Genomic DNA, 22,740 nt, shown 5'->3' on the forward strand with positions numbered 1-22,740 from the left:
TTGTCGTCCCCGGTTGCAAGCATGGCTCAGGCAAGCGAACACCTGCAGGTCCAGCCCGGCCTGCTCCGCGCTCCGCGCGTCACCTACCGCATGGCGGCCCCACAGACGGTCTTGGCCGAGCCCGGTACGTTGGCAGCTTTCGGCTTCGGCGCCGGCGCTTCCGACAGCGACGATCCGCGCTGGCTGCGCGTGGCGCTGGAGTGCTTCGATGCTCCGGCGCCCGTGGAGCTGTGGCAGGTCGACGCCGAGGTCAGCCGGGGATGCGAAGGCGCCGTGCGCTGGTCGGCCGGCGGTGGCTGGCTGTTCGCTGCCGTCGAGCTGGACGAAGCCGATTTCGGCGGCATAGAAGGCGCATCCCGCCAGGCCTATACGGAGCTGCGCCGGTTTGTGGGCGCACGCGACGAAAGCTGCGTGCTGCGCATCTGGAACTACATCGCCGACATCAACCATGGCCAGGACGATGCAGAACGCTACAAGCAATTCTGCAATGGCCGCGCCGCCGGACTGGGCGACTTTTTCGCCCACGGCTTTCCTGCCGCTACGGCGATCGGACATCACGACCGCCGCCGCGTACTGCAGATCTACCTGCTGGCCAGCATCGACACGGGGCACGCCGTGGAAAATCCGCGCCAGGTCAGCGCATGGCACTATCCGCGCCAATACGGCCGTACCTCACCCGGATTCGCCCGCGCGATGCTGATGCCTGCGCGCGATGCACTGGCCATTTCCGGCACCGCAGCGGTGGTGGGTTACGCTTCGGCGCACGAAGGCGATCTCGACGCGCAGCTCAACGAGACCTTGACCAATCTCGAAGCCTTGCTGGCCACGGCAGACATGCCGGCCGGCTTCGATACGCTTTCTCCGCTCAAGACCTACGTGCGCCATCCGGTAGACGCGCCGCGAGTGCGTGACATCCTGCACCAGCGCCTGCCAGGCGTGCCGGTGCTGCTGTTGCATGGCGACGTTTGCCGCCGCGAGCTGCTAGTGGAGATCGACGGCTGGCGCTACGCCTGAGTCCGTCGACACGCAGCTGCGACGGCGTGCAGTTGCCGATCGAGCAAATCCACACAAGCCGATACGGCGAGATGAGCGGTATCGATGACGGTGCGCTCGCCTTCCCACGCTTCGTAATGTCGATCCAGCACGTCCTGCCACGTCGGCAACACGCAGCCGGCGATATCCGCGACCCGCGACTCGATGCGTCGCCGGTGTTCCTGGCGATCGGAGCAAACCACTTCCACTTCAACGACGGGAACGCCGGCGCGCGCGGCCGTCGCACGCCACGCTTCGCGCGTGACGGCAAGCGGATTCACCGAATCGGCAATGACGATGCGACCCAGGCGCAGATTGTCTTCGGCCAACGCATAAGCGACGGCGTACCCTTTGGCACCAACGCTTTCGCCGGTCATTCCGGTGCGCAACAGCGCTTGTTCGATGCTGTCGATGCGAAGATGCAGCGCGCCGAACCTGCATGCCGCGTCGCGTGCCACGCAGGTTTTGCCCGTGCCGGGCAAACCCGCCAAAGCGATCAGCATTCCGGACGACGGCGTCACGGCAGCTATTTCGGTTGTTTCACCGGACGTTGCCAACCTTGAAGGGTAGTCTGTCGCGCCCGCGCGACCGTCAGCTCATTGGCCGGTGCATCTTTGGTGATCACCGAACCCGCACCAATGGTCGCACCGGCACCGACGGTGACCGGCGCGACCAGTGCGGAATTGGAACCGATGAAGGCGTTGTCTTCGATGGTGGTGACGAATTTGTTCACGCCATCGTAGTTGCAGGTAATGGTGCCGGCGCCGACGTTGACGCCACGGCCAATCACCGTGTCACCCAGATAGGTAAGGTGATTGGCCTTGCTGCCTTCGCCGATCACGGTTTTCTTGGTTTCCACGAAGTTGCCCACGTGCACCCCGGTTGCCAGTTCCGTGCCCGGACGCAAGCGCGCAAACGGTCCGATGGTGCACGGACCGTGCGTCACGACACCTTCCAGGTCGCAATGCGCATGCACGACCGTGCCGGCGGCCAATTGCACGTCTTTCAACCGTGTATAGGGTCCGACGCGAACGTCTTCGCCCAGTTGTACGTCACCTTCGAGAATGACGTCGATATCGATCTCCACGTCACGCGCCGCGACGATGTTGCCGCGTACGTCAACGCGCCGCGGATCGGCCAGCCTCACGCCGTCGAGCGCCAGCGCCTGGACGGCGCGCTGGCGATGCGCGTCCTCCAGCTCCGTGAGCTGCCAGGGGGTATTGGCTCCGGCGGCTTCCACCGGGTCCTCGCATTCGACACTTTGCGCGGCGCGACCTTCAGCTGCCGCCAGCTTGAAAATATCGGTGAGGTAATACTCGCCCTGCGCATTGTTGCGATCCAGTCCTGCGATCCAGCCCTTGAGCGCGCCGGCGTCGCCGGCCAGGATGCCGGTATTGATCAGATTGATGGCGCGTTGCGTGTCATCGGCATCTTTTTCCTCGATCACTGCGCGCACGTGGCCGTTGCCATCGCGCAGCACGCGGCCATAACCCTGCGGATTGGCCAGCCGCGTCGCCAGCATGGCCAGACTGCCCTCGATCTCCACCAGGCGTTGCAGGGTATCGGCGCGCGTCAGCGGCACATCGCCGTAGAGCACGAGCACTTTTGCCTCATCGGGCACGTTTTGCAGCGCCTGATTCACGGCATGGCCGGTGCCAAGCTGTTCGGTCTGCAACGCCCACTGCAAATCCGACTGGCCATCGAACGCTGCCAACACCTGGTCGCCGTTAAAGCCGTAAACGACGTGGATGGCTTGCGGCTGCAACGCGCGCGCCGTCGCCAGTACGTGAGCCAGCAAGGGACGTCCGGCCAGCGGCATCAGCACCTTGGCCTTTTTCGAGTTCATGCGCTTGCCCTCGCCTGCGGCGAGAACGATGACGTGCAAGGGTTGCTGGCTCATGGGCGCTCACATCCGCTCGAAAGGGGGCAAGGATACCGGTTTCCTCTCGACCGCCAGCGGAACGGCGAGATCACGTTGCCGGCGCGTCGCCGATCCTCGTGCTGGGCCGGCCATCGTGACATTCGAAATGGAATACGTAAGTCTGGCTGAAGGGCTGTGCTTCGCCGGCCAGGTGCTTGGTTCCGTCCGCGCCCTTGACCCATTGGTCGATTTCAAGCGGCTGGAATTGCCACTGCCGGGCCGCAGCCTTGACGGCGTCGATGTAGCGCTGCCGATGCTCGCCGGCTTGCGCTTCGCCATCGACGCGAACCTCGCTGATTCGCCCGGTCTTGTCGACGATCAACAACGCCTGGATGTCGATCGGCGCCGGACACGTCGGGAGCTCCGCGGCCGGGTATACCGGGGCGATGCGCTTGAGCGGAAACGAGCCGGAAGCGAGTTGCTCGTGGCTGACCTTATAGTGCTCCGTGCCGGCCGGATCGGCTTGGTGCCACGATGCATTGCCTTCCGCCGGGGTGCCCGCGCCCGGAGCGGACGTCGAGGTCGTAGCGCAACCAGCGAGTAGCAGGCACATCCCCGCCAGGTATCCAAATCCCTTTGCCATCCCCTGCCCCTCCGCCGTGGATGACAGGATGGTGCCGCAAATGAAAACGCCGGCACAAGGCCGGCGCTTTCGGACCGCAGCGAGATCGCCTCAGTGCTTGAGGTTCTTGCGCAAACGCTCCAGCGCCTGCAGCTGAGCCAGGGCCTGGGTCAGCTTGGCCTGGGCTTCAGCCACCTCGACCGCGTCGGTGCGGTTGGCCAGGGCGTCTTCAGCCTCTTTCTTGGCACGCTGCGCGGCAGCTTCGTCCAGGTCGGCAGCGCGCGCGGCCGTGTCGGCCAGCACGGTGACCACCTGCGGCTGCACCTCCAGGATGCCGCCGGAAACGTAGAACTGTTGGCGCTCGCCACCTTCCAGCACCACATCGATGTGGCCCGGCTTCAAGCGGGTGATCAACGGCGCGTGGCGGGGCGTGATGCCCAGTTCGCCGAGCTCGCCGGTAGCGACCACCATCACCGCTTCACCGTGAAAGATCTCGGCTTCGGCACTGACGATGTCGCAACGAATGGTGCTCATAGGATTTCTCGCTTCGCTCGAAGGGAATCGGAAGCTGGGAATCGCGGCAACGTGCCAGGTCGATTCCCGGGTCCCGATTGACGATTCCCGACTCTGTTATCAGGCCGCCTTCTTGGCGCTCATTTCCTCAGCCTTCTTGATGGCTTCGTCGATGGTGCCGACCATGTAGAACGCCTGTTCCGGCACGTGGTCCACGTCGCCGTCGACGATCATCTTGAAGCCGCGGATGGTTTCCTTCAGCGACACGTACTTGCCCGGTGCACCGGTGAACACTTCGGCCACGTGGAACGGCTGCGAGAAGAAGCGCTCGCACTTACGCGCGCGGTACACCACCTGCTTGTCTTCTTCGGACAGTTCGTCCATGCCGAGAATCGCGATGATGTCCTTCAGTTCCTTGTAGCGCTGCAGCATGCCCTGCACGCGACGGGCCACGTCGTAGTGCTCCTGGCCGACGACCTGCGGATCGAGCTGGCGGCTGGTGGAGTCCAGCGGATCCACGGCCGGGTAGATGCCCAGCGAGGCGATCTGGCGGCTCAAGGTTACGGTGGAGTCCAAGTGCGCGAAGGTGGTGGCCGGCGACGGGTCGGTCAGGTCGTCCGCGGGCACGTACACGGCCTGGATCGAGGTGATCGAACCGGTCTTGGTCGAGGTGATGCGTTCCTGCAGCACGCCCATTTCTTCGGCGAGGGTCGGCTGGTAACCCACGGCGGACGGCATACGGCCGAGCAGCGCGGACACTTCGGTACCGGCCAGCGTGTAACGGTAGATGTTGTCGACGAAGAACAGCACGTCACGACCCTTGCCGTGTTCGTCCTTTTCGTCGCGGAAGTATTCGGCCATGGTCAGGCCAGTCAGCGCCACGCGCAGACGGTTGCCCGGCGGCTCGTTCATCTGGCCGTACACCATCGCCACTTTCGATTCCGGCAGGTTGTCCAGCTTCACGACGCCGGCGTCCTGCATTTCATGATAGAAATCGTTGCCTTCGCGGGTACGCTCGCCCACGCCAGCGAACACCGACAGACCCGAGTGCTGGGTCGCGATGTTGTTGATGAGTTCCAGCATGTTCACCGTCTTGCCCACGCCGGCGCCGCCGAACAGGCCGACCTTGCCGCCCTTGGCGAACGGGCACACCAGGTCAATCACCTTGATGCCGGTTTCCAGCAGCTCGTTGGCCAGCGCCTGTTCGTCATAAGCCGGGGCTTCGCGATGGATGACCCAATGGTCCTTCGCTTCGATCGGACCGACTTCGTCGATCGGGTTGCCGAGCACGTCCATGATGCGGCCCAGGGTGGCTTTGCCGACCGGCACCTTGATGCCTTCGCCGGTGTTGCGCGCAACGAGGCCGCGCTTCAGGCCGTCGGTGGAACCGAGGGCGATCGTACGCACGATGCCGTCGCCGAGTACCTGCTGGACTTCCAGCGTGATCTCGGTGCCGTCGATCTTCAGCGCGTCATACACCTGCGGCACCTGATCGCGTGCAAACTCGACGTCGATAACCGCGCCGATGATCTGTACAACTTTGCCCTGACTCATGGATGTGCTCCGGATGGATCTTTAAGTGTCTGTCTAGGCGCCGCTTCGCGTCGCCATGGTTAATTCGAGTTGCAACTGCGGTTACACCGCAGCCGCACCTCCTACGATTTCGGAAATTTCCTGGGTAATCGCCGCCTGACGCGCCTTGTTGTAGCTCAGGGTCAGCTCGCCGATCACCTTGGTCGCGTTGTCCGACGCAGACTTCATCGCCACCATGCGCGCGGCATGTTCGCTGGCGAGATTTTCCAGCACGGCCTGGTACACCACCGACTCGATGTAACGGCCGAGCACGTGCTCGAGCACCGTGGCGGCATCGGGTTCGTAGATGTAGTCCCAGTCGTGCGACTGCTCCAGTGCCACGCCCTTCACCTGCTGCGCTTCGAGCTCCGCTGCCACGGCGGGCAGCGGCAGCAGCGCATCGACGGACGGCTTCTGCGTCATCGTGTTGACGAAGTCGTTGTAGGCCAGGAACACGCGATCCAGCTTGCCTTCCGCAAACGCGTCCAGCACCACCTTGATCACGCCCACGAGCTGCTCGATCTTCGGACGCTCACCCAGGTGAGTCACGCTGCCGACGAGGTTCACGCCCTTCAGGCGACGGAAGAACTGCACGGCCTTCTGGCCGATCGCCACCACGTCGACCTGCACACCCTTGTCCTGATACTCGCGGATCGCGGGCAGCAGGCGGCGGAACAGATTGGAGTTGAGACCGCCGCAAAGGCCGCGATCGGTGGTGACCACCACGAAACCCACGCGCGCGACGTCCTTGCGCTCGACCAGGAACGGATGATTGAACTCGGTGCTGGCCTGGGCGACGTGCGCGATCACCTTGCGCATGGAGCGCGCATAGGGACGCGATGCCTTCATCAGATCCTGCGCTTTGCGGATCTTGGAGGCCGAGACCATTTCGAGCGCGCGCGTCACCTTGCGCATGTTCTGCGTGCTCTTGATCTTGGTTTTAATTTCGCGTCCGCTTGCCACGTTTGCCTCAACCTGTTGGGTCTATGCCGATCCGGTCCGTCGGCCGGAATGCGCTGCGGTCATTCTCCTGGAATGACCGCGCATCCTCGTTTCTTACCAGCTGCCCGTCTTCTTGAACTCGTCGAGACCCGACTTGAAGACGCCTTCGATTTCGTTGTTCCAGTCACCGGTGGCGACGATCTTTTTCATCAGGTCGCCGTGGTTCTGGTGGAAGAAGTCGTGCATGCCCTTCTCGAACGGCAGCACCTTGTTCACCGGCAGATCGTCCAGGTAGCCCTTTTCAGCGGCATACACGGACAGTGCCAGCTCGGCGATGGAGAGCGGGGCGTACTGCTTCTGCTTCATCAGCTCGGTCACGCGCTGACCACGGTCCAGCTGGGCACGGGTGGCCGGGTCCAGGTCCGACGCGAACTGCGCGAACGCAGCCAGCTCGCGGTACTGGGCCAGCGCCAGCTTCACGCCGCCGGACAGCTTCTTCACGATCTTGGTCTGGGCCGAACCGCCCACGCGCGACACCGAGATACCGGCGTTCACGGCCGGACGGATGCCGGCGTTGAACAGGTCGGTTTCCAGGAAGATCTGGCCGTCGGTGATCGAGATCACGTTGGTCGGCACGAACGCGGACACGTCGCCGGCCTGCGTTTCGATGATCGGCAGCGCGGTCAGCGAACCGGTCTTGCCCTTCACTTCGCCGTTGGTGAACTTCTCGACGTACTCTTCGGACACGCGGGCGGCGCGCTCGAGCAGGCGCGAGTGCAAATAGAACACGTCACCCGGATACGCTTCGCGGCCCGGCGGGCGCTTTAGCAGCAGCGAGATCTGGCGGTAGGCCACGGCCTGCTTGGACAGGTCGTCATAGATGATCAGCGCGTCTTCGCCGCGGTCGCGGAAGTATTCGCCCATGGCGCAACCGGAATACGGCGCGATGTACTGCAGCGCGGCCGATTCGGAAGCCGAAGCCACCACCACGATGGTGTTGGCCAGCGCGCCGTTCTCTTCCAGCTTGCGCACCACGTTGGCAATCGACGAGCGCTTCTGGCCGATGGCAACGTAGATGCACTTAATGCCGGAATCTTTGTTGTTGATGATGGCGTCGACGGCCAGCGCGGTCTTGCCGGTCTGGCGGTCGCCAATGATCAGCTCGCGCTGGCCGCGGCCGATCGGAATCATCGAGTCGACCGACTTGTAGCCGGTCTGCACCGGCTGGTCGACCGACTTACGCCACACCACGCCCGGCGCAACCTTTTCAATCGGCGAGCTGAGCTTGGCGCTGATCGGGCCTTTGCCGTCGATGGGGTTGCCCAGCGAATCGACTACGCGGCCGAGCAGTTCCGGGCCGACCGGCACTTCAAGGATGCGGCCGGTGGTCTTGGCAACGTCGCCTTCGCGCAGATGCTGGTATTCGCCCAGCACCACGGCGCCGACCGAGTCGCGCTCGAGGTTCAGTGCCAGCGCAAAGGCGTTGCCCGGCAGTTCGATCATTTCGCCCTGCATCACGTCGGCCAGGCCGTGGATGCGCACGATACCGTCGGACACGCTGATGATCGTGCCCTCGTTACGGGCTTCCGCGCCAAGCTTGAACTGCTCGATGCGGTTCTTGATCAGTTCGCTGATCTCGGACGGGTTCAGGGTGGTGCTGGACATGGTCGTTATCCTTGGGTTTGCGCCGTGCTGACGGCACCCGGTGATTTTTGAAATCTGTTTATTGCGTAAGTGCCGTAGCCAGGCGCTGCAGGCGACCGCGGGCGGAGCCGTCGATCACTTCGCTGCCGGCATCGATCACCACGCCGCCGAGCAGCGACGGATCGACCTGCGTCTGCAGTTCGATCTCGCGCTTGAAGCGGCGCTTGAGCGAGGCCTTCAACTGCTCAGTCTGAGCAGCATCCAGAGCCATGGCGCTGGTGACCTTCACCAACAGCTGCGACTCGGCTTCGCGCTTGTAGGTTTCGAACAGCGCGCCGACTTCCGGCAGCAGCGCCATGCGGCGCTTGTCCGCAAGCTGTGCCAGGAAGCTGCCGAACGCACTGCTCGCCTGCGTGCCTTCCGGCAAGTGCAGGGCAACCAGTTGATCGGGTTTGACGCGCGGGTCGCTAGTGAGTGCGGCGACGCGCGGGTCCTTCGCCACTTCCGCGGCGAAAGCCAGCGCCTGCGACCAGGCGCCGAGGGCACCTTCCGCCTGCGCCAGCTCGAAAGCGGCGCGGGCGTAGGGACGGGCTAGCGTGATTGCCTGGGCTGCCATCGATCAGATCTCGGTGGCGAGCTGGTCGAGCAGCGCCTTGTGCGCCGACGGATCGATCTCGCGCTGCACGATCTTCGATGCGCCCTGCACGGCGAGAGCACCTACGCGCTCGCGCAACTCTTCGCGGGCACGCTGCGCCATCGAGGCGATATCGTCCTGCGCAGCCGCCTTGAGGCGGTTGATCTCGGACACCGCATCCGCCCGGGCCTTGTCCAGAATCTGGTTGGCCTGCTGCTGGGCACGGTCGATGATTTCGGCCGCCTGCTGGCGGGCCTGCTTGATCTCGGCCGCCACTTTGTTGTCGGCGCTCTTCAGCTCGGCGTGTGCACGCTCGGCAGCATTGAGCCCGTCAGCGATTTTCAGCTGGCGCTCTTCAATGGCCTTGGTGATGTGCGGCCAAATGAAGTGGACGCAGAACCAGATCAGGAAGGCGAATGCGATCATTTCGCCGACCAAGGTCGCGTTGATATCCAACATCTCTGCGTTACCTGTACGTATAGATTGCTACGAGGATGCGATCGCGCTTGCGCGACCGCATCCGGGAGTAAAGCACCCGCACGGCTAATTAGCCGTGGATGACGCCGAGCAGCGGGTTCGCGAAGGCGAAGAACATCGCCAGCGCCACGCCGATCAGGAACGCCGCGTCGATCAGGCCGGCCAGCAGGAACATGCGGCCCTGCAGCAGCGGAACCAGCTCAGGCTGACGGGCAGCGGCTTCGAGGAACTTCGAACCCATGATGCCGATGCCGATGCAGGCGCCGAGCGCACCGAAACCGATGATCAGGCCGAGCGCGATGGCAGTAAAGCCCTGGACTTGGGCAAGGTGAGCAACTAGTTCCACGGTGTTCTCCTCAAGAAAAGAAAAGCAGTTTGTTCGTACAAAAGTGAAGGTATCAGTGGTGATCGTGAGCCATCGAGATGTACACGATGGTGAGCACCATGAAGATGAAGGCCTGGATCGAGATGATCAGAATGTGGAAGATGCCCCACACCGCATAACCGATCACGCCCATGCCATAAAGTATCCAGCTGCCGGCGCTGAACAGGCCCGCGATGAGCATGAACACCAGCTCGCCCGCATACATGTTGCCGAACAGTCGCATCGACAGGCTCACCGGCTTGGCCACCAGCTCGACGATGTTCAGCACGAAATTGGGGAGCCACAGCGCCGGGTGGGCGCCGAACGGCGCCGTGAAGAGCTCGTGGGTAAAGCCGCCGAAGCCCTTGGCCTTGAAGCTGTAGAAAATCACCAGCAACAGCACAGTGATCGACATCGCAAAGGTGAGGTTGAGATCGGCCGTAGGCACGGCGCGGAAGTGGCCGATGCCGAACTGGTGGGTGATCCACGGCATCAGGTCGACCGGCAGCAGGTCCATGGCGTTCATCAGAAACACCCAGACGAACACCGTCAGCGCCAAGGGCCCCAGGAAGCTGCGATCACCATGGAAGACGTCCTTGACCTGGCCGTCCACGAATTCGAGCACGATTTCGACAAAGGCCTGGCCTTTGCTGGGGACGCCGGACGTGGCCTTGCGGGCCTTGGTCCAGAACCACAGGCAGAACAAGACACCCAGCACGAGGGATACGGTCAGCGAGTCGACGTGCACCGACCAGAAGTTGCCTTCGCTGACCTGCACCGGCTTAAGGTGGTGCAAGTGGTGCGTGATGTATTCGGTAAGACTGCCCTGTGGCTCGCTTGCCATCTTTTAACCCTTGAATCTGAACGCCAGCAGATTAACCGCGTAAGCCACCACCAGCCCCGTGATGGCAGCTAGCGGCGGCAATTTGTATTGAAACATGATCGCGATCATCCCCCCGATGATCACCATCCATTTCAGGATCATGCCCGTCAGGAAGTGGCCCAAGGCAATGCCGGCACCACTCACCCGACCGAAAACCCGCGCCGACAGCAGCGCGGTACCCAGCGCCACAACCGTCGCCCCCGCTCCCGCCGCTATCGCCTCGCGAAGTCCGGACGACACCGCAAAAACGAGGCCCACACACAGCGCCGCGAATAGCTGCCAGAGCAGTAATCGCAGTGCTAGACGTCGGCCGGAAGCAAGACTGTTGAGCACGTGAGGTTCCCGCGGTTCTTCGCACCAGGCATGAAACACGCCACGGGTCACGATCCAATCCTGAAAAGTATATCAGCGTGACTTTTGGCCCAGCAAGCCGAGAACGCTGCGACATGCCACCACGTGGGCGGCATTCGGACAAGAAAAAGGCCGGACGAGGGAGTCCGGCCTAAGGGCATATCGCAAGGGGAGTCGCGATACGCGGGAAGACGATTACTTGCTGGCGCCGGCAGCGGCCTTCTTGATCGCGGCAACCGGGGCGGCCACGGCTTCGTTGGCAGCCTTCTGCTGTTCCTGCAAAAGCGCATTGAGGGATTCGGCGGTCTTCTGGGCCACGGCAACCACGTCCTTGGTCACGGCGACGGCGCTTTCGGCCTGCTCACGGCTCAGGCTGGTGCCCTTTTCCCACAAGCCACGGAGGGCTTCGAGGTCGCGCACTTCAGCCGCCTGGGCGATGAAGTCGGCAGTGACCTGAGCCTGCTTTTCCAGGGCGGCCAGCTGCAACTCGGCAACCTGCTCCAGACCCTTGATGGTCATGGCGTGCGCCTTGAAAGCGTTATCGGTCAGCTGCTTGGCGTAAGCGAAGATCTGGGTGTTCAGTTGCTGAGTCATGGCTTTGTCCCTCAACGGGAGTGGGAGAGTGGAACAAAGCCTAGCAGCGAATATTGTGCAGCGCAATATCTTTTTTGTTAAAAAAGCGATATGTCACAAAATATTCAACAAACACAACCAGTTGATGACAAATCGATTAATTTTGCGACGCGTCAAAAACTGTCTCGGGTACATGCGGCGCCCGAGGTGCAGGTCTCGTGCACGACCACTTTGTCCAGCCCGGGCAGGGCCGGTTCCAGATGGCGCCAGATCCAGCGCGCGAGCATTTCGCTGGTCGGGTTCTCCAGCCCTTCGATGTCGTTGAGGTAGTGATGATCCAACTGCTCGTAGAGCGGCGCGAAGGCCGTTTTGACGTCGGCAAAATCCATCACCCAACCCAGCTTGGGATCGGGCTCGCCGCTTACGTGGATTTCGATGCGGAAGGAGTGGCCGTGCAGGCGCGCGCACTTGTGCCCGGCCGGCACGTTGGGCAGCCGATGCGCAGCCTCGATCTGGAAAACTTTGAAGATATGCATGACGCCATTCTACCGCTGCGGCTCGTGGCGCCGCAGCGGTGATCGAGCTGCGAGGAATTACCGGCTGCCGGACTTCGGTGCGTTCACACCTGATCTCCGCCATCGAGTGCGATCGATCGCCAGTGATGATCGGGATCGAGCAGCCGCGCCTGCGTATCGGGCCCTTCGGAGCCTGCCGCATAGAAATCCGGCGCACCTTTTTGCCACGCATTCAATACCGGCGTGAGTACCTTCCACGCCCACTCCACTTCGTCGAAGCGCAGGAAGTGCGAGCGGTCGCCACCCAGCGCATCCATCAGCAATTGTTCGTACGCGGAAAACTCCCGATCGTCGGGCGTGGCATACAGTGCGCTCAAGGTGGCCGGACGCCCCGCGAGCTTGCCACCCGGCTGCTTGGCCGTTACCAACAGATCCATGCGCTCGACCGGACGAATGCGGAAGATCATCCAGTTGTTGCCGGCATCCACCGCATGCGGGATCGGCCCAGGCACTTCGCGGAACTGCACCGCAATTTCGGAATAATTGCTGGCCAGGCGCTTGCCGCTGCGCAGGTAGAACGGCACGCCATGCCAGCGCCAGTTGTCCACCTCCAACCGCAATGCCGCGAAGGTTTCCGTATCGGAACCGCGCTTGATGCCCGGCTCTGCGCGATAGCCAGCCAGCTTCTTGCGCCCCAGTTTGCCGGCACGGTATTGCCCGCGCACGGCATGCTTGTTCACTGAGCCGGCAGTGATCGGAATGACCGAACGCAGCACCTCCACTTTGTGATCGCGCAGCACCTCGGCATCCCAGCTCGAGGGCGGCTCCATCGCCGCGAGGCTGAACAACTGCATCAAGTGATTCTGCAGCATGTCGCGCAAGGCACCGGCCTTGTCGTAGTACGCCGCACGCTGCTCCACGCCAAGCGTCTCCGCGTACGTGATCTGCACTTGTGCGATGTGCTGCGCATTCCAGATCGGCTCGAGGAAACGGTTGGCGAAGCGAAACACCATCAGGTTCTGGGTGGTTTCCTTGCCCAGGAAATGATCGATGCGCAGGATCTGCTCTTCATCCCAGTGGTCGTGCATCCGCGCACGCAGCTCCTGGGCGGAAGCCAGATCGGTACCGAACGGCTTCTCCACCACTAGGCGCCGCCAGCCGCCACGCGGGTTCTTCGAAAACCCCGCCTCGCCCAGCGCGGTTGCCGCAACGCCGAACAACGGCGGCGGCAATGCCAGATAGAAAAGCGTGGAAGGGGCGAGCTTGTCCTTCAGCGCCGCGAGCTGATCTGCTTGCAGTTCACCACCCACGTAATCGAGCTGGCGGCGAAAACGGTTCCAGTCCGCCGTCTTGAAGTCCGGCGCGAACGCTTGCAGTGCCTCGTGAATGTGCTTTTCGAAATGCTGTCGGCTCCACGCTTCCTTGGCGTAACCGATGATGCGCAGGTCCGATGTCAGACCCAGCGTATGCAGGCGATACAGCGCCGGCATCAGCAGGCGCTGGGTCAAGTCACCGCTAGCCCCCAGAATGACGAGCGTGGTAGCAGTCATGCCTCATTCCTTGTTGCCGGTTTTTTCGTTGTGCCCGCCAAAGGCGTGGCGCATGGCGGACATCACCTGGTTGGCGTAAAGCTCATTGCCTTGCGAGGTGAAGCGGCCAAACAGAGCCGCCGCAAGCACGGGTACCGGCACGCCTTCGTCGATGGCTGCCTGCGCCGTCCAGCGGCCTTCGCCGGAATCGGAAACGCGACCGTTGTACGCCTTCAAGGATGGATCGCGCCCCAACTCGGCCGCAGTAAGGTCGAGCAGCCACGAACCGATCACGCTGCCGCGTCGCCACAGTTCAGCCACTTCGCCAAGCGGGAAGTCGTATTGATAACGCTCCGGATTCTCCAGCGGCGAGGTTTCTGCATCGGCCGTGCGCTTCTGCTTTCCTGCGTTGGCATGCTTGAGCACGTTGAAGCCTTCGGCATACGCCGCCATCAGGCCGTACTCGATGCCGTTGTGGACCATTTTCACGAAATGGCCGGCACCATTCGGGCCGCAGTACAGATAACCCTTTTCCGCCGATGACGGCTCGCCCGTGCGTCCCTCGCTGCGTGGCGCGGCGTCGACACCGGGAGCCAGTGCTGCGAAAGCCGGCTCCAATCGTTGATAGGCTTTTTCCGGGCCGCCGATCATCTGGCAATAGCCGCGCTCGCGGCCCCACACGCCTCCGCTGACGCCCACATCCACATACATCAGTTGATGCTTGCCCAGCGCCTCGGCGCGACGCAGGTCTTCCACGTAATGCGAGTTGCCGCCATCGATGACCGTATCACCCGGCGACAGCAGCGGCACCACCTGGTCGAGTACGGCATCCACCACCGCGGTGGGCAGCATCAGCCACACGGCGCGTGGCGCCTGCAGCTTTTCGGCCAGATCCTGGATCGATTCGGCGGCAGTCGCACCGTAACTGGCAGCTTCCTTGCGTGCATCGAGGTTGGTATCGAAAACCACGCAATCGATGCCGGCCTGCTGCATGCGGCGAACCATGTTCAACCCCATGCGGCCCAGGCCGACAAAGCCCAGCTGCAGCGATGCTTTCCCTGACGTTTCTGCGCTCATGCTTCGTTCTCCCACAAACGGAATCCGCCGACGAAGGCGTTGTGATTGTCGCCACGGCGTGCGCCTTCGGGCAATTCGGTCAACTCGCGCACGTTGCCGCCGCCGAGCACGACGTAATCGGGCTCAAGCGCCGCTCGCAGTTGTTCGACTACATCAAACACGTGCGCGTGCCATTTCTTCTTGCCCAGCTTCTTCAGGCCGCGCGCGCCAACGTAGTCTTCGAAGGTACCTTTCTTGTACGGAAGATGCGCCAGCTCCATCGGCTCGATCAGGCCGTCAACGATGAACGCCGTGCCAAGCCCGGTGCCCAGGCCGAGAAACAGCATGCGGCCGCCTTCATAACTGCCTAGCGCCTGCATGGCCGCATCGTTGATGATCTTGACCGGACAGCCGAACGCCTTGGCAAAATCGAAGCCTACCCATCCCTTGCCGAGGTTGTACGGATCGCGTGCGATGCGCTCGTGCAGCAGCGGACCGGGATAGCCGATGCTCACCGCATCGTATTTCCACGCGCGGATGGCCGGACGCAGTTGCTTGATCATGAGTTCCGGCGTCAACGTGCGGCCGGACTTAATCGCCACTTCGCGCGGATTGCCGCTGAGCATCGCCTTGACGTGGCTGCCGCCGATATCGATGGCCAGCACACGATGGGCCGCATTGGCGGTCGCCGATGCACGCTCTTCGGTGCTGGTCTTGCGGCGAGCCTTGCGATACCAGGCGATCGTCGCATTGGTGGCGCTGTCGTGGTTGAGCGGCTTGCGCGGAGACTCGATTTCGTCGACGACACGCAAGGCCAGCTGCTTGCCCAGCTCCACGCCCCATTGATCGAAGGGATTGATGTTCCAGATCGTCGCCTGGGTGAACACGCTGTGCTCATACAGGGCGATCAGGCTGCCGAGCGCGGCGGGGGTCAGGCGGTCGGCCAACAGCAAGCTCGATGGACGATTGCCTTCGAACACGCGATGCGGGGCGAGCTCGTCGTTGACGCCTTCGGCCTTCACCTGTTGCAGGGTCTTGCCGAAGGCCAAGGCCTCGGCCTGCGCGATCACGTTGGCGATCAGCAGGTCGTGATGGCGGCCCGAGGGATTGAGCGATTGCGCAAAACCGAGGAAGTCGCACGGGATCAGGCGCGTGCCCTGATGGATGAGCTGATAGAACGAATGCTGCCCGTTGGTGCCCGGCTCGCCCCAGTAGATGGGACCGGTGGGATAATCGACCGGCGCGCCGTCCACGGTGACGTGCTTGCCGTTCGACTCCATCGTGAGCTGTTGCAGGTAGGCCGGAAAACGCTTCAGGTATTGCTCGTACGGCAGCACTGCCACGGTTTCGGCGTTGAAGAAATCCGTGTACCACACGCCCAGCAGGCCCATGATCACCGGCAGGTTGCGTTCCAGCGGCGCGGTGCGGAAATGCTCGTCCATCGCGTGAAAACCCGCGAGCATCTCGTGAAAGGCATCCGGACTCAGGGCTATCATGGTGGACAGGCCGATCGCCGAGTCCATCGAATAGCGGCCGCCCACCCAATCCCAGAACCCGTACATCTGCTGGGTGGAGATGCCGAACTCCTCCACCGCTTTCTCATTGGTCGACAGCGCGACAAAGTGCTTGGCCACCGCCGCCTTGTCGCCGCCCGTCGCCGCCAGCAACCAATCGCGCGCACTGTGGGCGTTGGTCATGGTCTCTAGCGTGGTGAAGGTTTTGGACGCGACGATGAACAGCGTTTCTTCCGGACGCAGGTCGCGCACCGCTTCGGCGAAATCGGTGTAGTCGACGTTGGAGACGAAACGCATCTGCAGCTTGCGGTCGCTGTAGTGGCGCAAAGCTTCGTAGGCCATCACCGGACCAAGGTCGGATCCGCCGATGCCGATGTTCACGATGTTGCGGATCGGCCGGCCGTTGAACCCCAGCCAACGTCCTTCGCGAACGGCATCGGCGAACTCGGCCATGCGCTTGAGCACCGTACGCACTTCCGGTACGACATTGACACCGTCGACCTTGATCACCTTGCGCGCCGGCGCCCGCAGCGCGATGTGCAAGGCGGCGCGCTGTTCGGTGGTATTCACCTTCTCGCCGGCGAACATGGCATCGCGACGAGCCTCCAGCCCGCATTCGCGCGCCAGGGCAAACAGATGCTGCAAGGTCCGGTCGTCGATGCGGTGGCGCGAGTAATCGAACTTCCACCCCGCCGCGTCCGCACGGTAACGATCCGCACGCTTTGGATCTGCCGCGAACAGATCGCGCAGATGCTGCCGAGCTATTTCAGGTTGGTATTGTTCCAGCGCGCGCCACGACTTTTTCTCGCGCAGCGCGCTCATGCCGTGGCCCCCATGCGCTCGCTGAGGGTGTCGAGCAGTTCGCGCCAGGATTTGACGAAGGCATCGGCACCTTCCTGCTGCAGCGTCTTGGCCAGCGGCTCCACCTGGATGCCTGCCGCCTCGAAGCGAGCCAGCGTGCTGGCGATGGCCGGATCGTCCAGCTTCATCAGATGCTCGGCTTTGCCATGGTCGGCGAAGGCCAGCAGCGTCTTTTCCGGCATCGTGTTGACGGTGAGCGGCGCGACCAGGTTTTCGATGTACAGCACGTCGCTGGCCTTGGGATCCTTGGTGCCGGTGCTGGCCCACAGCAGGCGCTGCACGCGGGCGCCGGCGTTCTGCAAGCGCTGCAGGCGTGGCGAATCGAGCAGTTGCCGATACTTGGCGTAGATCTGCCCGCAGACTGCGAAACCGAGCTTGTTGTGCAGATCCTCCGGCACTTTGTCCGCCACCTTCACGTCCCAGCGGCTGATGAACACGGAAGCGACCGACGCCACGTCCAGGTCCAGCCCCGCCGCGTGACGACGCTCCAGGCCGCGCAACCAGGCTTCGGCTGCAGCCTGGTACTGCTCTGGCGAGAACAACAGGGTGACGTTGATCGGCACGCCGCGGAAGATCAATTCTTCGATGGCGCCGATGCCGGCCGGGGTGCCTGGTACCTTGATGAAAAGGTTGTGCACGGCGGCCTGTTTGTGCAGCGCCACGGCCTGCTCGACGGTGCGCTCGGTGTCATCGGCCAGCAGCGGCGAGACTTCCAGCGAAACCCAGCCGTCCACGCCGTGCGTGTGCTGGTAGACCGGCTCGAAGATGGACGCGGCCCGGCGCAGGTCGTCGATGGCCAGACCGAAGAACACCGTCTCCGGCTCCACCTGCCCCGCCGCGCGAATCGAGGCGTCGTAATCCTTACCCGACTTGATCGCCTGGGCAAAGATGGTGGGGTTGGAGGTCAGGCCGGTCACGCTCTTTTGCTCGCGGTAGCTGAGCAAGGTGCCGTCTCCCAGCATGCTTCGCGTGATGTTATCCAGCCAGAGGCTCTGGCCGAGTCCATTGAGCGTGCGGGTCGGGTGTTCCATTGCATTACTCCTATGTGAAATGAGGCAAGGCGCTCGAGCGGACCTGATGTCCGGCGCGATCGCTCGCGGCAACGTCAAAAACCTGGCCGGTGCGCGGGCATCCACGAAGGGGATTGGTGCTCGCGACCATGCCGATACTCGGTGGATTGCAGCGCATTCGCCCGGTCTTTCGGCGTAGCGCACGAACCCACGTTGAGGCCGACCAGCATAGTCCTTTTGGCGCACAGTGCCATATGAGAAGTGATCAGGTATGCCACGCCGGGGATCGTTGGCCCGGCGCTACGATGGCGACATCCGATGACCAAGCGATGTCATTCGCTAAGGCAGCTCCTGCCAGCGATAGTATTTCTTGTGGGCCATGCTCAGCATGTCGAGATCCTCCTCGGTGTCGCCGTAGGCATAGACCGTGGAAAAGTCTTGAAGCGTGCAGGTTTCGCGCACGCGTCGCGACTTCTCCGCACCCACGCATTGCGGCCCGTGATAGCGCCCGGTGAGGTGACTATCAACTACTTCGAGGCGCGAGCAGATCAAATCAAGCCCGTGGGTGCGGCACCAGTATTCGAGATAGATATCCAGGGCGCCGGATACGACCACTACCTTGTCGCCACGCTCCCGATGCCACCGGATGCGTTCCAGGGCGATCGGCCGCAGCACCGTGGACAGCACTTCATCGGAAAAGCGCCTGCCCATCTCTCTTACGTGTTCGGCTCTCGCACCGCGCAGGCCGAAACTCACCACGCTCGAGCGGATGGCGTTGCCCGACACCAGCCCCAGCTTGTAACCCACCACCATCGGTGCAAACAGCGGCGTACCCAGTATCCGCCTGCGACGGGGAACCGCAAAACGGATGAAGTCCGCAAACATTGCCTTGTGCGTAATCGTGCCGTCGAAGTCAAACAATGCCAGATTCATGCAGCAACGAACTCTCTTTAACTTGACCAGAGTGAGGCATGCATCCCGGGCACGACGAAAAAAAGACGGAACTCCCGCCGATAGCCCATGGTCAACGCTCAAGCGCCCAAAACGGGATGCATGCAAAGGGGAGTTTATGAAAGCAGGTGTGCTCAAAGCGTTTGTCATGATCGCGTTAACAACCGGTTGCGCCCAGGCTGCAGAGGTCGCCAACAACCCGTCTGCCGAAAGCAGCGATGACGCAGCGCTTCATCAGCTGTGGGACAGCTATCAACAAGCGATTGCAAGGAAAGATGCCAAGGCGCTGCTTGGCCTGTATGTCAACGGCGATGCCCCTGTCGTCGGCGGATTCGCCCCTCGCTCCTATGCCGTCGTCACTGCCGCCAACAAGCAGCCGGTACCGCGCACGCTGTCGATAACCGCGAAGGAAGACGTCGTGGGCGAGGTCAAGCTGCCGCCGGATCGCACGGAAAATCTCGCCGTTCATTCCGACGGGGAGGTGGGTTCCGTTTCCTTCGATTATTTCGCCAAGATCGGGCACGGCCGCATCATCTGGTCCGTCGTTCGAACTAACGACGGCTGGAAAATTGCGTCGGCGCTCTACTCGATAAATCTTCCGGCGGCGGACAAGAAGAGCACGTAGACACCATGGCTCATTGCCGCCGGGACGATGGCGTCGGGCGGCATTGACCCGGAACCGGCTTCGCGTCATGGCGACCAAGGGAGGGCGCACATTGCATCGGCGGCCGCCTGCGTGCACGCATTTCACGCCGACAAGCATGGCCGCTTCGCGCGCAAGCGCGCGCCGACATCCTCGCTGCCGCGGGCGCGGACCTGGCGAGGCGGAAACGGGAAATGGCGTTATGGGTGCACCGGAATACATGGCATATATATCTGATAAATATCAAATAAATTTGCCACATCAAACGCACTTACCGTCAAAGTTACCGTCATGAAGTCTCGGCTAGCCGCCGTTTAGCTAACGTTTAGAAAAGTGGCGTACTAGTTGCTATGGGCGTCGCCTAGCCTTTCGCCCGGGACCGATGGCGGGTCCTTAGAGTGATGCAGGTCCAGCAGTACCAGCTGGACGAGCCAATTTAGCTGAAGCGCCCGTCCAGGGATCGCTTCGATGGATGGCGCCTGGCATAAGCTGGCTGGCCTGCAGGCTTATCACGAGGTGCCCCATCAATGACCGAAGAAGAGATGCTCGAAGTCCTCAAACACAACGAGGCCATATGCTCGGCCATGGTGGGAGCCATGAAGGCGCTCGAGTATGGGGTTCGGACTTTGATCGCCGTGCACCCGGACCCTCAGCTCTTCAACCATACCTGGCAGGACATCATTTCCGACATCCCCGACAAACACATCGACACGACGGCGCCCAATCTGGAGATGTTCAATGCCAGCATGAGCGCAATGCTTGGGATTTTGACTCAGCAGATCGAGAGGGCGGCTCATTCCTGAAAGGCAGTAAGCTAAATCGTTTCACCTTCGCCTAATCGTTAAATGTCTGCTATGGGTCGAAAGCAGATATAAATTCGATGCGCGCATAGGCGCACTTGGCATCGTTTTTGGAGCGGCGAAAGAAGCCTCAGTTGAGCCGCCAATAAGTTCCCAATCCATTGAAGCAAAATCCATTCACACGCGATTTCAGCGTCACAGAAGCCCTTTCAAAGAAGAATCAAGCATATAATCGCGCCGTACCGCCCCTGACAACTGGCTATCCATAGCCGGGGGAGGTTTTTATGGGATTTGCAGCACTCGCCTACGGCGCCTTCGTTTATCTCTTCTTTTTAGCTACTTTTCTATACACGATCGCTTTTGTCGAGCGTATTCCCGGGATCAAGACTATTGATGGCGGTCCGAATGGTTCCGTTTGGACGGCTGTTGTGGTTGATCTCTTGCTGCTGGGCATCTTCGCGATACAGCACAGCGTTATGGCTCGCCGCGGATTCAAACAATGGTGGACACGCTATATCCCGTTATCAATCGAGCGCTCGACCTACGTTCTCTTTGCGAGCCTCGCGATTGCGCTTCTCCTGTGGCAATGGCGTCCACTGACCGGTGTTGTTTGGGATGTAAGAGATTCCGCAGCGGGAGCGATACTGATCGCCTTCTCGGCGATAGGTTGGATCGTCCTTCTCATATCAACGTGCCTGATTAACCACTTTGAACTGTTCGGGTTGCAACAAGTGTTTCATCGTTGGCGAGAAAGCAGCGCTGCGAAGCCGACATTCAAAACGCCCGCTTTCTATAAATATGTCCGCCACCCTATCTATTTGGGATTTATCTTGGCTTTCTGGTCGACGCCTTACATGACTCATGGGCATCTGCTTTTCGCGGCAGCGGCCACCGGGTACATCTTCGTTGGCATCTTCTTCGAAGAGCGAGATCTGATCACGCTGTTTGGCGAGAAGTATCGAAACTATCGGCAACGCGTGCCAATGATTATTCCGCTCCTTCCGAAGCATGTGAAACAACCACCAGCATCAGCGCCCCGATCGCAGTCGTAGCATGCTTCTGGTGTGGAAATATCCGCTCGGGGTCGGGAGCGGACCTTCTCGATAACACTTACCTCGAAGGAAACGATTTCACTAAGCGCTGAAGATCAGCCATCGTCGCAAATCCGTCGCGCGGCCTGCCGGCCAAATAGTCGTCATACGCCGCTTGAGCCAAACTCACGCATTTCGCTAATTTCGCACCATCCCGTCCTCGGGGAATGTATAAATCAATACCGATCCTCAGCCCCTGGAACGCAAGATCAAGAGACCATTGATCCTCCGACTGAACACCTTCCCGCAATGGATATAGGTCCGGTGAGCACAACTTCACGAAGCCGACATAGTCTTTGAAACTGTGAAGGTCTGTGAACGGAAAAGGCGCCATGCTGTTTCCCTTTCTAAATTTTGCTAGTGTCCGCTATGGGTCGGAAGCGGACCTCACAGTTCCCTGGGAAAGAGTTGCTCTCTTGCTGCCCGCCACTCCTCCCAGCACTGCTCAGCAACGATATCGGGATATCCGCGTTCTTGCTCGGTCTTCAAGGCCACGCTGAACGGCATTGTGATACATGCAGCGTTGTCCCTGATGGCAAGGACCTGGGCTTCCGTAAGGGGCTGCCCAAGCGTGCTTTCTGCCCGGTATAGCAGGGTAACCAGCGGTGGGATGAAAACCAGACACACCCGATCGTCCTTATCGTTGCTCACGTTCTTCTCCCTAAATGCATTGAATCGTGACGTCTGCTTTGAGTCGGAAGCGGACCTTAAAGATTATCCGTCGGACGGTCACCGATCCGCTGAACCGCCTTTTCAATGAGACGTGCGCCCTGCGTCAACATCTTCGGCAAAGTCGCCAAGTCTTGCGGAGAGGCAGGCCCGAGGTGCCTGTCCTCATCCCAGACGTCTCCCCCAACAATTCGTCTGGACAGCGAACTTTCGCCAGGCAGTAGGGCTTGGTGTCCCACTACTGGCCACGCACCGGTCGCTATAGAGCTATCACCTGTGTAGTAGAGGTCCATCGGCCCTTCTATCAGAGGAATGTCTGGCGAGTTCGGCATTGCGAATGTCCGTCGGAACAACCCGATGAGGATGACTTCCGAGAAATACTCAGAGCAGAACAACACCTTCGCCACACCGAAGCGATCGTCAGACGGAATCGCGATCAAGTCCCCCACTTGCGGCTTCATCCTGTTCACCTTTTCCGCTCTTTCGTTCTCGCGTAACGTCCGCTCTGGGTCGGAAGCGGACCTAACCAGCTTGGTAGCACTGACGCCCGATAGCAACGCCTTGCCCGGTCATGGCGGGACAGGTGCGAAGGATGGGTCGCACGCCCCCGCAAGACGGACGGCCCAAGCATGG

The 22,740-nt window shown here is 61.5% G+C and carries 25 protein-coding genes; 4 read left to right on the top strand and 21 right to left on the bottom strand.

Features of this window, described 5'->3' with window-relative positions; genetic code table 11:
• The first annotated feature begins 21 nt into the window (after window positions 1-21).
• Window positions 22-1,014, top strand: coding sequence for a chorismate transformation FkbO/Hyg5 family protein (locus ISS99_RS01510; RefSeq protein ID WP_204629794.1), 993 nt, complete (start codon window positions 22-24; stop codon window positions 1,012-1,014).
• On the opposite strand, the gene ISS99_RS01515 is transcribed toward ISS99_RS01510, so the two are convergent.
• The 19 genes from ISS99_RS01515 to ISS99_RS01605 all read right to left on the bottom strand — a co-directional run bounded on the left by ISS99_RS01515 (window position 1,005) and on the right by ISS99_RS01605 (window position 18,886).
• Window positions 1,005-1,553 (bottom strand): P-loop nucleotide/nucleoside kinase family protein, encoded by a 549-nt coding sequence (locus ISS99_RS01515; protein ID WP_284343861.1) that lies wholly within the window; start codon window positions 1,551-1,553, stop codon window positions 1,005-1,007. The two genes, ISS99_RS01510 and ISS99_RS01515, sit on opposite strands and share 10 nt — an antisense overlap.
• A 5-nt stretch (window positions 1,554-1,558) precedes the next feature.
• The gene (gene glmU, locus ISS99_RS01520; RefSeq protein ID WP_204629795.1) at window positions 1,559-2,932 is read right to left on the bottom strand and encodes a bifunctional UDP-N-acetylglucosamine diphosphorylase/glucosamine-1-phosphate N-acetyltransferase GlmU; all 1,374 of its coding nucleotides are present in this window, start codon (window positions 2,930-2,932) and stop codon (window positions 1,559-1,561) included.
• 70 nt (window positions 2,933-3,002) lie between these two features.
• Entirely contained in the window at window positions 3,003-3,536 is a 534-nt protein-coding gene (locus tag ISS99_RS01525) for a hypothetical protein (protein WP_204629796.1), read from the bottom strand.
• 90 nt (window positions 3,537-3,626) lie between these two features.
• Window positions 3,627-4,049 (bottom strand): F0F1 ATP synthase subunit epsilon, encoded by a 423-nt coding sequence (locus ISS99_RS01530; RefSeq protein ID WP_204629797.1) that lies wholly within the window; start codon window positions 4,047-4,049, stop codon window positions 3,627-3,629.
• Window positions 4,050-4,148: 99 nt separating this feature from the next.
• Window positions 4,149-5,582 (bottom strand): F0F1 ATP synthase subunit beta, encoded by a 1,434-nt coding sequence (atpD, locus tag ISS99_RS01535; RefSeq protein WP_204629798.1) that lies wholly within the window; start codon window positions 5,580-5,582, stop codon window positions 4,149-4,151.
• An 81-nt stretch (window positions 5,583-5,663) separates the two neighbouring features.
• A complete protein-coding gene (gene atpG, locus ISS99_RS01540) occupies window positions 5,664-6,563 on the bottom strand; it encodes a F0F1 ATP synthase subunit gamma (protein WP_204629799.1) in 900 nt (299 codons plus the stop codon).
• A 93-nt stretch (window positions 6,564-6,656) separates the two neighbouring features.
• On the bottom strand, window positions 6,657-8,207 hold the full coding sequence (gene atpA / locus ISS99_RS01545; RefSeq protein WP_204629800.1) for a F0F1 ATP synthase subunit alpha: 1,551 nt from the start codon (window positions 8,205-8,207) through the stop codon (window positions 6,657-6,659).
• A gap of 58 nt (window positions 8,208-8,265) precedes the next feature.
• A complete protein-coding gene (locus ISS99_RS01550; RefSeq protein WP_204629801.1) occupies window positions 8,266-8,802 on the bottom strand; it encodes a F0F1 ATP synthase subunit delta in 537 nt (178 codons plus the stop codon).
• Window positions 8,803-8,805: 3 nt separating this feature from the next.
• Window positions 8,806-9,276, bottom strand: coding sequence for a F0F1 ATP synthase subunit B (locus tag ISS99_RS01555; RefSeq protein WP_204629829.1), 471 nt, complete (start codon window positions 9,274-9,276; stop codon window positions 8,806-8,808).
• A gap of 91 nt (window positions 9,277-9,367) precedes the next feature.
• Window positions 9,368-9,643 carry a F0F1 ATP synthase subunit C gene (gene atpE / locus ISS99_RS01560; protein ID WP_115477888.1) on the bottom strand — a complete coding sequence of 92 codons (276 nt, stop codon included), beginning with the start codon at window positions 9,641-9,643 and terminating at the stop codon, window positions 9,368-9,370.
• Window positions 9,644-9,695: 52 nt separating this feature from the next.
• Window positions 9,696-10,505 (bottom strand): F0F1 ATP synthase subunit A, encoded by an 810-nt coding sequence (atpB, locus tag ISS99_RS01565; protein ID WP_204629802.1) that lies wholly within the window; start codon window positions 10,503-10,505, stop codon window positions 9,696-9,698.
• A gap of 3 nt (window positions 10,506-10,508) precedes the next feature.
• Window positions 10,509-10,928: a hypothetical protein gene (locus ISS99_RS01570; protein WP_284343862.1), complete on the bottom strand. Its 420-nt coding sequence runs from the start codon at window positions 10,926-10,928 to the stop codon at window positions 10,509-10,511.
• Between the two features lie 162 nt (window positions 10,929-11,090).
• Window positions 11,091-11,489 (bottom strand): phasin family protein, encoded by a 399-nt coding sequence (locus ISS99_RS01575; protein ID WP_204629803.1) that lies wholly within the window; start codon window positions 11,487-11,489, stop codon window positions 11,091-11,093.
• A 152-nt stretch (window positions 11,490-11,641) separates the two neighbouring features.
• Window positions 11,642-12,004 carry a 6-carboxytetrahydropterin synthase QueD gene (queD, locus tag ISS99_RS01580; protein WP_204629804.1) on the bottom strand — a complete coding sequence of 121 codons (363 nt, stop codon included), beginning with the start codon at window positions 12,002-12,004 and terminating at the stop codon, window positions 11,642-11,644.
• Between the two features lie 83 nt (window positions 12,005-12,087).
• Complete coding sequence (zwf, locus tag ISS99_RS01585) at window positions 12,088-13,533, bottom strand: glucose-6-phosphate dehydrogenase (protein WP_204629805.1); 1,446 nt, start codon at window positions 13,531-13,533, stop codon at window positions 12,088-12,090.
• A gap of 3 nt (window positions 13,534-13,536) precedes the next feature.
• Complete coding sequence (gene gnd, locus ISS99_RS01590) at window positions 13,537-14,589, bottom strand: phosphogluconate dehydrogenase (NAD(+)-dependent, decarboxylating) (protein WP_239537546.1); 1,053 nt, start codon at window positions 14,587-14,589, stop codon at window positions 13,537-13,539.
• Window positions 14,586-16,904, bottom strand: a complete 2,319-nt coding sequence (gene pgi / locus ISS99_RS01595) for a glucose-6-phosphate isomerase (RefSeq protein ID WP_204629806.1) — start codon at window positions 16,902-16,904, stop codon at window positions 14,586-14,588. The genes gnd and pgi overlap by 4 nt, the downstream gene beginning before the upstream one ends.
• Window positions 16,901-17,974 carry a transaldolase gene (tal, locus tag ISS99_RS01600; protein WP_204629807.1) on the bottom strand — a complete coding sequence of 358 codons (1,074 nt, stop codon included), beginning with the start codon at window positions 17,972-17,974 and terminating at the stop codon, window positions 16,901-16,903. The genes pgi and tal overlap by 4 nt, the downstream gene beginning before the upstream one ends.
• Window positions 17,975-18,292: 318 nt before the next feature.
• The gene (locus tag ISS99_RS01605; RefSeq protein WP_204629808.1) at window positions 18,293-18,886 is read right to left on the bottom strand and encodes an HAD family hydrolase; all 594 of its coding nucleotides are present in this window, start codon (window positions 18,884-18,886) and stop codon (window positions 18,293-18,295) included.
• A 136-nt stretch (window positions 18,887-19,022) separates the two neighbouring features.
• Here ISS99_RS01605 and ISS99_RS01610 point away from each other — a divergent pair, with 136 nt between their 5' ends.
• From ISS99_RS01610 to mddA, 3 genes are all read left to right on the top strand, one after another.
• The gene (locus tag ISS99_RS01610) at window positions 19,023-19,529 is read left to right on the top strand and encodes a hypothetical protein (protein WP_204629809.1); all 507 of its coding nucleotides are present in this window, start codon (window positions 19,023-19,025) and stop codon (window positions 19,527-19,529) included.
• A 545-nt stretch (window positions 19,530-20,074) separates the two neighbouring features.
• The gene (locus ISS99_RS01615; protein WP_204629810.1) at window positions 20,075-20,350 is read left to right on the top strand and encodes a hypothetical protein; all 276 of its coding nucleotides are present in this window, start codon (window positions 20,075-20,077) and stop codon (window positions 20,348-20,350) included.
• Window positions 20,351-20,631: 281 nt separating this feature from the next.
• A complete protein-coding gene (gene mddA / locus ISS99_RS01620; protein WP_204629811.1) occupies window positions 20,632-21,399 on the top strand; it encodes a methanethiol S-methyltransferase in 768 nt (255 codons plus the stop codon).
• Between the two features lie 426 nt (window positions 21,400-21,825).
• On the opposite strand, the gene ISS99_RS01625 is transcribed toward mddA, so the two are convergent.
• Together ISS99_RS01625 and ISS99_RS01630 are read right to left on the bottom strand one after the other, a co-directional pair.
• Entirely contained in the window at window positions 21,826-22,089 is a 264-nt protein-coding gene (locus ISS99_RS01625; protein WP_204629812.1) for a hypothetical protein, read from the bottom strand.
• Between the two features lie 56 nt (window positions 22,090-22,145).
• On the bottom strand, window positions 22,146-22,568 hold the full coding sequence (locus ISS99_RS01630) for a hypothetical protein (RefSeq protein WP_204629813.1): 423 nt from the start codon (window positions 22,566-22,568) through the stop codon (window positions 22,146-22,148).
• Between the last annotated feature and the right edge of the window lie 172 nt (window positions 22,569-22,740).

Source organism: Dyella mobilis (genome assembly GCF_016904945.1).
Taxonomy (GTDB): domain Bacteria; phylum Pseudomonadota; class Gammaproteobacteria; order Xanthomonadales; family Rhodanobacteraceae; genus Dyella_B; species Dyella_B mobilis.